Below are 12,050 nucleotides of genomic sequence, written 5' to 3'. Positions count from 1 at the left end.
GCGTTTTCGTTAGATTGTCCGTTTTCGATTTGTGCGAATTTTTTTCAAAACGAAATACAGTACGATCAGAACGATGGCAATGACCATGATCGGTGTTGTATACGTATGAGCGACACTTTGAATGTGATCCCATTTTGTCCCAAGCTGTATTCCAAGGTAAATAAATAGAATGGACCAAGGGATGGCGGCTAATCCGGTCAAAAGAACAAATTTGAGAAATGGCATCTTTGCAATACCAGCTGGAATCGAGATCGCATGGCGCACGACTGGGATAAAACGAGCTGTAAATACGACGCCTGTTCCATATCGGTCAAACCAGCGTTCTGCTGTGGCAATATGATGCTCATGGATGAATAAATACTTCCCGTACTTTGTTAAAAAAGGTCTGCCGCCGTAAAGGCCGATCCAGTAAATAAAGCACTGGGCAAGTGTTCCACCAATAACCCCAGCGATGACGGCTCCAACAAATCCAATGCTTCCTGTTGACACCATATATCCGCCGTAGGCAAGTACAATTTCACTCGGAATAATTTCAATCATCAGTCCAAGTGCAACACCTGCGTAACCAAGGCTTGTCAGCCAGGTTAAAATTTCATTAAACAAGGTTCCCATTCATTTCACTCTGCCTTTAAATACGAATTTTCTTCAAGCATCCTTATAAGAGCCTATGCTTGTTTTGCTTCTCTCATGAGTATGCTTTGCATATATGCTAGCATGGCTGGCCGCATATCATGACGCATTAATCCAATTTCAGCCGCTGCCTTAAATGAGCCCAGCTTATCACCAACGTCAAATCTCATCCCATCTAATTGTTTTGCATAAATGGGTGATTCATGTGCAATGATTTTCAGCGCATCTGTCAGCTGAATTTCGTTCCCAGCACCTCTCTCGATTCCTTGTAGAATAGGAAAAATCGATGGTGTTAACAGGTACCTGCCCATCACGGCTAAATCGGAAGGAGCTTCATGAATAGCTGGCTTTTCCACTAAGTCTGTGACTTCAAACACTTGACCGTCTACTCTAGCTGGTTTTATCATACCATACTTACTGACATCTAGACGATCCACTTGCTGGACGCCAATGACCTCTCTTTGTTTGTCTTCAAAGACTTCCATGAGCTGAGAGAGTGCAGGTCTTTCAGACACCATGACATCATCACCTAAAAGGACCGCAAAAGGATCATTGCCAGTAAAATGACGTGCACATAATACCGCATGTCCAAGACCTAAGGGCTCCTTTTGACGAATATAATGAATATTGGCCATATCCGCAATATGTTTGATTTCAGCCAGCTGTTCATTTTTTCCTTTTTCAAGCAACGTGTGTTCTAGCTCAATCGAACGGTCAAAGTGATCTTCAATCGATTTTTTATTTCTTCCTGTGATAATTAGTATATCTTCAATGCCTGATTGAACAGCCTCCTCAACTATGTATTGAATGGCGGGTTTGTCGATAATCGGCAGCATTTCCTTTGGCTGTGCTTTCGTTGCGGGTAAAAAACGTGTGCCTAATCCGGCTGCTGGTATAACGGCTTTTTTGATATTCATTGAATCATCGCTCCATTTCTGATGGTTTATTTTCTGATGGAAAAACCCATAGGCGGCTTCCAGTAAAAGTGATCATCATGCCAAGAAGGGTACCAATCGCTTTACTAATGAATAATGAGAAACCTGCTTGCTGCATGACATATAAGACAACATAGGTGAGGAGGCACGCTGCGCCGTTGACTGTGGCCCACTTGATCCATTCCCACTTGTCAGCTTTCTTTTTCACTTGGAACGTCCATTTTCGATTCCAAACATAACTGTTCAGCATTCCTGCAGTATAGGACAGGCATTGTGCAAGAAAAGAGGGAACAAAGCAGGCAGTTAAAAAAAAGAAGAGCAGAAAGTCAATCATCGTATTGCTAGCGCCTACAGTTAAAAATGCGGCATAGGTCCGAATATTTTTCTTTGTCATGCGAAGGATCATCACCTCCTAGTGTTTGAGTGGGTGTATGAATACTGTACAAAAGCGAGTTGACGAATCAATGAAGAAAAGATGAAAAAAACATGAACAAGCGATATCTGTTTTTTCAACAGCTCGTGATATAATTTATAAGATGAAACGAACGGTGGTGCACATGCATGTATTTAACAATTGGAGAAACAGCTGAATACTTAGAAGTATCTGAAGCATATGTTGAAAAATTAATTCAGCAAAAAAAGATTCGTTACGTATTTGACGGGGAATCGTATCTTATTTATCAAGGGCAGTTTCAAACACATATGAAACAGCTAGAACAATATAAAGAGCTCATTCAAGACATCTTAAATGAACCGATCCCTGAGGACCCGGACGTAAAAGATGAAGATTAAAAAAGACTGTATGAGAAGGGAGAACCTTTTCATACAGTCTTTTTTATTGACTGACTCCTGTTTGGACAATCTTCATATGACAATTCACTTGAACATCTGCATCAGGATAGAGTTTTTGCCATTTCTCCGGTGTCATCGCTTTATCTTTAGAGCGATATCTCAAACCAAGTCCAAGCGGATCAATTTTTTGTTTTTTAAAGGAATGAACAAGGTCTCTTCCTTGCTGGGCCACACGCTCCTCAACTTCTTTTTCAACATGCTGCAAGATAGAAGGAGTATCGATTTTTTTCGATTTCATGAATTCTTTTAATTCACCTTTCAGCTTGATATCAATCGTGATATGAGGCTTTTTTGAAAGGTTTTCAGTTGGTTTAATGTGAAAAGACACATGTGATTTGATATTTTCAATGACAACATGGGTTTTCTTTCTGTCATTAAATCGAAACTCATAAATCCCATTTTTATGATTTTCAATCATGGCTTTAAACGTAAATGTTTCTTCTGCAGGAATATGCCCAACCATTTTTTCTTGATCAAAAAGAGCGACACCTGACACTTTAATAGAGTTGCTTGTATTTTTAATGTAAGGGAGGTAGGCATCTACGCCTTTTGCCATCATCTGATTCATAAAAATATGCTGATTCGTGACAGGTTCATTGCCGTTTCGCATGTTTTGGGCCAGCAAATCTGAAAGATATACACCTATATTTAAGTTGGTTTGATTCATCTTTGTATACAACAAATCTTCAACTTCTCCGCCTACTATGGCAAATACTTGACGTGACCCAATGATCGGATCACGATAGATGTAATTCATCAAATCAATCATACCCACTTCTTTCGCCAGCTTTTCACTTATTAAAATCACGAGTACTTGTCCCATGACAACGGGGAAAGGCGATTTTTCTGAAACGAGAAACTGAATATTACTAATGGTATTTGACTTGGCACTTACAATTTGGTAACTTCCTTGCTCTTCGCTTTTAAAAACAGGGAAAACAAAGAAGCCTTTCATTTCTCCATCATCCAATAAGTCGAATCCCGCCGCCTGCGAGATACTTAATTCATCTAAGAGACGAGGCTGTGCACAGCTTGTTAAGAATAGGCTCAATAACATAAGACACACGAGAATATAATGTTTCATGCGCGTTTTTTCACCCACCTTTTTTTCAGCAGCAGCCCAATGATCATACATCCAATCAATCCATAAATGAGGATGTATCCGCTATATTCCACCCATTTATTAAACGTCTTAAAAGAGGTGGCCTCGATAAAAAATGAAAACATAACGAGAATGAGAAGGCTGAGAACAATTAACGTCACGCGCTGGCTCTTGTGAAACACTTGTTTCGCCATTCTGCTTGCTGCCCATAATGGAATGGCGATATTTGGAACGATGAGCAAAAGCCATAGTGACACTTCAATAAATTCAAAGCGCTGGATAAACGGAAGTTTGACAATGCTGGTTAATGTCAATGTCGGCCATTTCGTTAGTTCGAGCTGAGCACTTGAGTAGTACGCTATAGAGACGAGAAATACAAGCAAATTGAGGCATGTAGTCAGCAACACTCCCATATGTGCAAATTTTTGCGACGTTTGTGCCTTTTTAATAAAGGGATAATAGACAAGCAATGTTCCAAAACCAAACATGGATAAAGAGGCATCTTTGACCCCCATCATGAGTTGTGAAAATGAATGATCAAACATGGGGAACATAAACCGGATGTGACTATATTTCATGACATAAAAACAGATAAAGGTCATCCAGTACGTTAGGACAATGCTAAAGAATGCCCAACCGGCGATTGTTCTAAATCCGCCTGTGTGAATGTAATAGACGAGGATGAGCAGCACTGATGCAAATAAAAGACCAGGAATTTCTTTAAACAGCCAAACATGGATCACATCCATATAATGAATAAGCACAATCAAAGACAATGAAGAAAAATATAAAATGTAGAGAATGTTGATGAATTGTCCGAGCCATTTACCAAACACAGATTGCGTAATGTCACTAAATTCGTCAGTAGATGCTTTTTTAAACAAAAAGTAAATGAGGAAGATCATCAAATTGACGCTTGCACCAGCAATTAAAATGGCGATCCACCCATCATTATTAATCGTCCGGACAAGATTCGTCTGGAAATTTAAAATACCAACACCTACTTGATTGGCATTGATCAGAAAAAACACAAAAAAAGGGGATACTTGAAATTTTTCTTTCACAGAAGAAGAGCTCATGCCTTCACTTCCTTATTCATAAAAATCATTTTTCCCCTTACGGCCCTGCTTTGGCTTTTGGCGGTGTATCGTTTCATTTTGCGGGCGTAAATTTTGTGGACGTTTTTTCAAAAAGCGGAGTTGGGGCCGAATCAAACTACCCTTTAAATCGGCCAATCGAAGTGGAAAGATTGGCTCTAAGTAAGGCTGGCCTATAGACGTTAATTTCATTAAATGTGTAAGAAGAAAAGCCCCCATTAGCGCAATCCCTAGCGCTCCCCACACTTGTGCAGCAAAAAGGAATGGGAAACGTAAGAGACGAATGGTCGTCCCCATTTTATAAATAGGGGTGACAAAAGAGGCAAGAGCTGATAATGCGACGATAATGAGCAGGATATTACTTGTTAATCCCGCTGCAACCGCAGCCTGTCCGATCACAATACCTCCAACAATCCCGAGCGTCTGTCCGACTTTTGCAGGAAGGCGAGACCCGGCTTCCCTAAGCAGCTCAATCGATATCTCTAAAAATAATGCTTCAATAATAGGCGGAAAGGGCACGAGATAACGTGATGCTACAATCGTTTCTAATAAGTCCTTGGGAATCAGTTCATAGTGAAACGTTAAAACTGCTACATACAAAGGGGTTGCAAAAATAGAAAATATCACAGCAAAAATGCGTAACAGCCGAAAGGAGGATGCTGCGATCCAAGACATGTTATAGTCTTCCATTGTAGAAAAATACTCGAGTAAAATTGTAGGTGCAAGCAGGGTATGAGGTGAACCATCAACCATGATGGCTATTTTTCCTTCCGTTAGACCTGAGGAAACCCTGTCTGGCCGTTCTGTATTTAAAAACAATGGAAAGATTGTATTGGACACATCATAAAGCATTTGCGCAAGATAATTAGAATCTAGAATTTGGTCGTAGTCAACATCTTGAACCCGCTGAAGAACGGTTTCAATGTTCTGCGGGTTGGCGATATTCTCTATGTATACAACGGCTACTTTCGTTTGAGAAAGGGTACCAACTGTGTGTTCAACTACTTTAAGTTCAGGAGTGGGTAGCCTGCGTCTGAGCAAGTTTAAGTTTGTATCCAGCCCTTCCACAAAGGCTTCCTGCGCACTAATGATACCGAATTCAATCTCAGGTTGACTCACTTGTCTGCCTTTCTTTTCTTCAATCGGCAAAAGGAGCGCTTTGCCCCAGTCTGTCTCAATTCGAACAGCAATACTGCCGCGATGAAGAGCTTCTTCCACTTTTTGAAGATCCCTCGTAATCACAGCTTGTTCAATTGGGATGTGTTCTTTCAGCTCTTCAAGGGTTGGTGTCAGATGCAATTGTTGAATAAAAGGCAAGATTTGTTCATGAAGGAGATTGCCATTAATTAAAGAACGAAAAAAAGAAATTCTATAAAGAAAACCTCCCGAACTGGATAATTCATTGATAAAATCAGAGGAACGCGATAATGCTTCAAATACTGAATTCGGGTCCTTTTGATGAGATTTGTTTTTCTTCAGCACTTGAACCATCTCCTTCCGTGATTTTCCTCTATTATCCAACCAATCGTCTGAAGATATGCATAAAAAAAGCGTTCAGCTTCACGAGCTGGACGCTTTTTTTCCATATTGAACGGCTTCTAATAAAAAGTCAGCCAGATGAATCGCTCTCATGCTATGCATATGTCCTGCCTTTTTGACACCTGCTGCCATTTGTAATTGACAGCCTGGATTCGACGTCACAATGGCAGCTGCAGCTGTGTTGCTCGCTTCCGTCATTTTATGATCTAAAATTTGCATCGACATGTCTGGCTGCAAGATATTGTAGATTCCTGCAGATCCGCAGCAGCGGCCGGCATCTTTCATTTCTTTAAACGTTACCCCTTGGATGGCTTTCATGAGCACCCTCGGCGCCTGTTGTACATTCATCCCATTTCGTAAATGACAGGAGTCTTGATAGGTGATTACTTGCGCTGGCAAAGCCAGTGGCACGCGGCGGTGAAACTCCAGCTCCACAAGGATGCTTGATATATCGGTTATTTTCTGTGAGAAGGCTTTACTTCGTTTTTGAAAATCTGGGTCATCCTGAAGCAAATGACTGTAATCACTTAAAAAGGCGCCGCAGCCGCCCGCGTTCATGACAATCGCATCGGCATCTGTTTCCTCGAATGCTTCAATATTCCGCTTGGCTAACTGTTTTGCTTGGTCTTTTTCTCCGCTATGACCATGTAGCGCGCCGCAGCACGTTTGTATAGGAGGAACGATCACATCGCAGCCTGCCAGCTGCAAGAGATGAATGGTCGCTTCATTGGTGCTTGAGAAAACAGTATCCATTAAACAGCCAGTAAAAAACGCCACCCGTTTTTTTGCCTGACCAATGGCTTTATATTCATTCAAACGTTTTTTCTTTTGAGGCGGCACCTTTGGAAATGCCTGTTCCATCAACTGTAAATGGGAGGGAAGCACCTTCAGTATGCGAGTCTTCCTGGCGGCTGTTTGCAGACCAGATGTTTGATAAAATCGAAGAAGGCCAGCAGCTTGCCGCATACGACTTTGTGAAGGAAAGAGACCTTTAAACACAACACGTCTCATCAATTTGACGGGAAACGATTGTTTCTTATGCTGTTGAATAATGTCTCTTGCATCTTCTAGCAGCTGTCCATACTTAACGCCAGAAGGGCAGACCGGTTCACATGCACGGCAGCCGAGACAAAGATTGAGTGAATGTTCAACATCTTCATCTGGCTCAATGACGCCATCTCTGACCGCCTTCATTAACGCTATTCGGCCCCGAGGGGAGTGCGTTTCTTGTTGTCCAGATTCAATATAGGTAGGACAGGAAGGGAGGCAGAAGCCGCAGCGCATACAATTAAGCAGCTCTTTTTCATCCATTTGCTCCTGAAACTGCTGCTGGATCTCTTTTTGCTTAGAAGAAGAACTCATGAGACCACCACTCGCTTTCTTGAGGCTTTTCCAAACACTTTATCTGGGTTCATGATATGTGCTGGGTCAAGTGCCTGTTTAATCGCCTTCATGGCAGCGATTCCTTCTTTTTTGACCTTCAGCTCCAAATAGGGGGCTTTCATGAGGCCCACGCCATGTTCGCCTGTAATCGTGCCGCCAAGGGCAACGGCTTTTTCAAAAATGGCCTGAAAGGCAGCTTCTACCCGTTTCATTTCTTCTTCATTTCTTGCATCTGTCGCACAAGTGGGGTGTAAGTTGCCATCACCTGCATGACCAAACGTACAAATGTTCACCTCGTACTTTCGGGCAATGTCTTCGATTGCACGAACCATATTGGCAATTTCAGACCGGGGGACGGTAGCATCTTCTAAAATCGTTGTAGGGCTTAATCGAGCAAGGGCAGATAAAGCAGAGCGTCTCGCTGTTAAGAGCGCACTTGCCTCTTCTTCTGAATGTGCAATCTTGACGCTTTTAGCCCCGTGCTGCTCACAGACTTCTGCGATTTTTTGGATATCACGAGAAACAGCTTCAGGGTTGCCGTCCTGTTCAATTAATAACACAGCTTGAACATCGGTGGGCAGGCCGATGTTTGCAAAATCTTCAACGACTTCAAGGGTCGGCTGATCCATAAATTCTAATGTAGCAGGAATGATACGCTCAGCAATGATGGCCGATACAGAAGTCGCAGCTTCTTCAAGGCTTTCGTATAAACAAAGCATTGTTTGTTTCGTTTCTGGAAGCGGCAGGAGCTTTAGCACTGCTTCTGTGACAATCCCGAGTGTTCCTTCTGAACCAACGAACAATCGAGTCATATCATATCCAGCGACATCCTTTGCCAGCTTTCCGCCTGTTTTGATGATGTCACCATTTGGCAAAACCACTTCAAGCCCAAGGACATAATCCCTTGTCACTCCATACTTTAACCCCCGCAGCCCCCCTGAATTTTCGTTAATATTGCCGCCTAGTGTGGAGATTTTCATAGAGCTTGGGTCAGGCGGGTAGAAGAGGCCTTTTTCCTCTACTTGTTGAATGAACGCCTGTGTAATTAGGCCAGGCTGCACCGTTGCAGTGAGATTTTCTTCGTCTATTTCTAAAAGCTGGTTCATTCTAGTAAAGAGAATCACCAATCCGCCTTGGGTAGGACATGTTCCTGCGCAAAGATTCGTCCCTGAACCTCTTGGGACGATCGGTACCTTGTAAGAGGCGCACAGTTTCACAATTTGCTGCACTTCCTCTGCCGTGTGCGGTGTCACGATGGCATCTGGCATCTGTTGAAAATTTGGTGTCGCATCATAAGAGTAGGCAAGACGATCTGCCTTGCTGTCTTGGACATAGGACGCGCCGACAATCTCTTTTAATTGATTTGAAAATTCTGAATCCAGCATATACAATCACTCCCATTCATTTAACGTCTCGTTTCTATCAGTATAAAAAAAGAACCGTCACATGCCTATGGACGATTCTACAAAATATCTGGCTGTTTTATCGTATTTTTTGTATCATGATCTAAAAGCAGCAATGCCAAATAAAAAAGCATCGCATCTTGCATGCGCTTTGGATCAAGTGTGGTTAAATCCTGGATTCGTTTTAATCTGTAATGAAGTGTATTAATATGGACATGCATGGCTTCCGCTGTATGTTTCAATGAGTAATCCGAAGCGATGAGTACCCGCAAAGTTTTCACTAGTTCAGGATAGGGGAAAAGGGACGCAATCGTTCGATCAAGAAACGCATCTTTTGTTTCCTGACTGATTTCCTCCATAAAAAGTTCAAGCGTCAAATCTTCATCAAACACAATGGGTGTTTCAGCATGCGCCAATTTTAAAGCGCGAAAGGCTTGGTGAAAGGACTGCTTCATGACATGAGAAGCTGCTGGTTTTCCTGCCCCCATTAAAATCCTCGATGGTGACAGCGCTGCGAGCGCAGCATGGATATGGAACAGGCGCTTGTGCCATGTATCACGACCATCTGGTGTGGCTTGCAGCATGAGCAAAAAACGTGCATGCCCCCAGCGCACAATGATCTCCTGATTGGTCAGGTGCAATTTGTCCTTCATCAGTTTGTATTGATCCTGCTTCATAAACGATTCATCTTGACAATCAATGAGAATAGCGACACGCTGCTTGTTGACATCAAGGCCAAGCCGCTGCGCTTTATCAGTCATATCAACCGCTGTCTCTGGCAGATGAAGCCAGTCGAACACAAAGGCTTCAAGCTGCCGTTCATCTGTTTCCGTTTCTTGAAAAAATTCATGTTCTTGAATGAGTAGCTCTGTCATTTTACGTAAAATGTCGCCAAAAGGGGACACATGCCTTGGATCGCCTGTCATTCCAATGACCCCAATGACTTCTTGTTTAAAATAAATAGGCAGATTGATACCGGCTTTGACGCCTTTCATCTGCAGCACATCATCCTTTGTGAGAATTCGTTTCTGCCCTTCTAAGGATGTGACATATGCTCCTTCATGAAATTGACCAATGCGTGCTGGATCTGTTGCAGCAATAATGGTACCGTTTGTTTGTGTGATGATGATTTCTTCCGTCAGTACCTTTTTGACCTCATCTACGATTTTTTCTGCCAGTGTCATTGTGAGCAAAACGGTCCCCTCCGAGATGTTTCTTTTTACACTATCATACCATCATATGCTCAGGCATATCTTTCTTTTCATGTGTTATGCTAAAATAAAAAACGCATATGAAGTAGATGAAAGGAGACACAGCCATGTCACTGCAAAATCGCTTACAAGATTTACTGAAAGAAGGGCAGGCGCTCACCGACTTTGAATATAACAAAGCCGCAAGTCAAAATTGGCCGCTAGAAGGGGCAAAAATGAAAGAAGAAGCACGCTTTGCTGATGTTTATATAGAACGTGTAGACAAGGAAACGGAGGAAATGATTCAAACAGAAAATGCCTCCTTTTTAAATACACCTCTTACATACGTAAAAAAACAACAAAAAGAATTCATTTATATCGAGTCGAAGTGGTTTGATGTGGTGAGAGCCGACGGACTTGCCATAGAATGGGATGAAGTATTTCAAACCTATACCGTGTTATTCGGATTGAAGCGTCCCAAAAAAGATACTGGAATACTAAAAGAGATGCTCTCAACATTAAATGGGGCTCAGCTTCAATTTAATGGACAAGACGGGTTATTTGATATCAACATTCCGCTTCTTGAACTAGAGGACATCAAAGAAGATACACCTTTGATTGGTGTGATCTCAGCAGTGTACCGCTATTTATTCAACTTGCTCATGCAGCTTGAAAATGAATGAATCAAAAAACGGCTCAAATTCCTGAGCCGTTTTTTTGAGCCATCCTTTTATGAATTGGGCCTCACCCATCCCGAAGCTCCAATCGGCGTCTCCATTTTCGACGATGGAGATCATCAACCCCACATTCTGTTTTTACACGTTCTGCGATTTGAGCATAAAGCTTTTCCTTTTGCTCTTTCGTCCATTGTTTACTGACAACAAGATCTTTTGTTCTCGGATAACCGAGCCCAGTGTCTTCAATCATCATCTCTTCTAAGGCAGTGCTGATGAACAATTTGATAGCGATCTCGTTCAGGTACCCCAAAGGCATCAACTATTTCTTCATGGCAAGTGCCCAGCCGTCAAGCCAACCTCCAAACATCTATTAGATGTGCGATAGGCATAATGTATCTAGAAGGACCGTGTTCCACTCATGCAAAAAAAGCCAAAAGACTGGCGTATGGCTTTTTCGCTCTGGACTAAGGCGTGACAAACTTCACATCATGCTCTTTTCCATATTGAAGGTAATCTTCATTTGGTTGTTCGTTCGTCACGACGATGTCAATATCTTTTAAGTCACAAAACGTGGTCAAGGCATAATGGTCGAACTTACTATCATCGACTAATAAAAAAGTTTTGGCGTTTTTTTCAACGAGTGTCTTTTTAATATCTGTCTCAAGAGGGGAGGAATTCGTGACGCCGTGATCAATGGATAAACCAGTTGATGCAATAAAGGCTTTATTGACATTGTATGCTTTTAGACGCTCAACACTTTGATAACCAACGAAAGAATTTGTTTTTCGCTCTAGCATACCGCCGGTTGAAAAGATGGTGAGGTGTTCATAAGGCATAGCTTGTGTAATGAAATCCACGTTATTTGTCACAACGGTAATCCGTTTCTCCTTCAAATAAGGAAGCATCTCAAGCGTTGTTGTACCTGAATCAACAAAAATCATATCACCCTGTTCAACAAATGCGGCGGCAGCCTGTCCGATCAGTTGTTTTTTACTCAGCTGACGAGTTTTTCGCTCCTGATACACCACCAATGTTGAGTGATTCACAGCGACGCCCCCGTAGACTTTCTTTAGCACGCCGGATTCTACCAATGCTTGTACATCTCGGCGTATTGTGTTTTTTGAGACGCCAAAATGCGTCACAAGCTCATCAAGAGAGGCAGATTCCCGGTCAAATACATACTCTTTTATTTGCTGAATACGTTTTGTTTTTATCATGCTACAATCTCCAATCAATACGAAT

The 12,050-nt window shown here is 42.1% G+C and carries 12 protein-coding genes and 1 pseudogene; 2 read left to right on the top strand and 11 right to left on the bottom strand.

Translation table 11 applies throughout. The features are described from left to right. Positions 1-9 precede the first annotated feature (9 nt). Genes NST57_RS10035 through NST57_RS10025 form a run of 3 tightly spaced genes read right to left on the bottom strand, consistent with a single transcriptional unit; the run spans position 10 to position 1,959 of the window. Positions 10-612: a VTT domain-containing protein gene (locus tag NST57_RS10035; protein WP_142155243.1), complete on the bottom strand. Its 603-nt coding sequence runs from the start codon at positions 610-612 to the stop codon at positions 10-12. Between the two features lie 53 nt (positions 613-665). Then, positions 666-1,547 (bottom strand): UTP--glucose-1-phosphate uridylyltransferase GalU, encoded by an 882-nt coding sequence (galU, locus tag NST57_RS10030; RefSeq protein ID WP_142155242.1) that lies wholly within the window; start codon positions 1,545-1,547, stop codon positions 666-668. 4 nt (positions 1,548-1,551) lie between these two features. Beyond that, complete coding sequence (locus NST57_RS10025) at positions 1,552-1,959, bottom strand: GtrA family protein (RefSeq protein WP_394804974.1); 408 nt, start codon at positions 1,957-1,959, stop codon at positions 1,552-1,554. 167 nt (positions 1,960-2,126) lie between these two features. Here NST57_RS10025 and NST57_RS10020 point away from each other — a divergent pair, with 167 nt between their 5' ends. Beyond that, the gene (locus tag NST57_RS10020; protein ID WP_008346618.1) at positions 2,127-2,357 is read left to right on the top strand and encodes an excisionase family DNA-binding protein; all 231 of its coding nucleotides are present in this window, start codon (positions 2,127-2,129) and stop codon (positions 2,355-2,357) included. Between the two features lie 43 nt (positions 2,358-2,400). Here NST57_RS10020 and NST57_RS10015 read toward each other — a convergent pair whose 3' ends face one another. The 6 genes from NST57_RS10015 to NST57_RS09990 form a co-directional block, all read right to left on the bottom strand. Continuing rightward, a complete protein-coding gene (locus NST57_RS10015; protein ID WP_341298496.1) occupies positions 2,401-3,501 on the bottom strand; it encodes a Ger(x)C family spore germination protein in 1,101 nt (366 codons plus the stop codon). Beyond that, entirely contained in the window at positions 3,498-4,598 is a 1,101-nt protein-coding gene (locus NST57_RS10010; RefSeq protein WP_341298495.1) for a GerAB/ArcD/ProY family transporter, read from the bottom strand. Before NST57_RS10010 ends, NST57_RS10015 begins: the two co-directional genes overlap by 4 nt. Before the next feature lie 12 nt (positions 4,599-4,610). Beyond that, entirely contained in the window at positions 4,611-6,098 is a 1,488-nt protein-coding gene (locus NST57_RS10005) for a spore germination protein (protein ID WP_341298494.1), read from the bottom strand. Between the two features lie 78 nt (positions 6,099-6,176). Beyond that, entirely contained in the window at positions 6,177-7,517 is a 1,341-nt protein-coding gene (locus NST57_RS10000; protein ID WP_341298493.1) for a (Fe-S)-binding protein, read from the bottom strand. Beyond that, the gene (gene glcD / locus NST57_RS09995; protein WP_341298492.1) at positions 7,514-8,923 is read right to left on the bottom strand and encodes a glycolate oxidase subunit GlcD; all 1,410 of its coding nucleotides are present in this window, start codon (positions 8,921-8,923) and stop codon (positions 7,514-7,516) included. The genes NST57_RS10000 and glcD overlap by 4 nt, the downstream gene beginning before the upstream one ends. Before the next feature lie 77 nt (positions 8,924-9,000). Beyond that, the gene (locus tag NST57_RS09990; RefSeq protein WP_341298491.1) at positions 9,001-10,134 is read right to left on the bottom strand and encodes a CdaR family transcriptional regulator; all 1,134 of its coding nucleotides are present in this window, start codon (positions 10,132-10,134) and stop codon (positions 9,001-9,003) included. A gap of 125 nt (positions 10,135-10,259) precedes the next feature. Here NST57_RS09990 and NST57_RS09985 point away from each other — a divergent pair, with 125 nt between their 5' ends. Beyond that, complete coding sequence (locus NST57_RS09985; RefSeq protein WP_341298490.1) at positions 10,260-10,814, top strand: branched-chain amino acid aminotransferase; 555 nt, start codon at positions 10,260-10,262, stop codon at positions 10,812-10,814. Between the two features lie 36 nt (positions 10,815-10,850). On the opposite strand, the pseudogene NST57_RS09980 reads toward NST57_RS09985, so the two are convergent. Then, positions 10,851-11,152 (bottom strand): annotated as a pseudogene (locus NST57_RS09980) (tautomerase family protein); the annotation flags it as partial. Between the two features lie 120 nt (positions 11,153-11,272). Continuing rightward, complete coding sequence (locus tag NST57_RS09975) at positions 11,273-12,025, bottom strand: DeoR/GlpR family DNA-binding transcription regulator (RefSeq protein WP_341298489.1); 753 nt, start codon at positions 12,023-12,025, stop codon at positions 11,273-11,275. Positions 12,026-12,050 lie beyond the last annotated feature (25 nt).

Origin of the sequence: Bacillus sp. FSL M8-0077, assembly GCF_038050255.1 — a bacterium.
Taxonomy (GTDB): Bacteria; Bacillota; Bacilli; order Bacillales; family Bacillaceae; genus Bacillus; species Bacillus altitudinis.
This window is presented reverse-complemented; position numbering and strand designations above follow the sequence as displayed.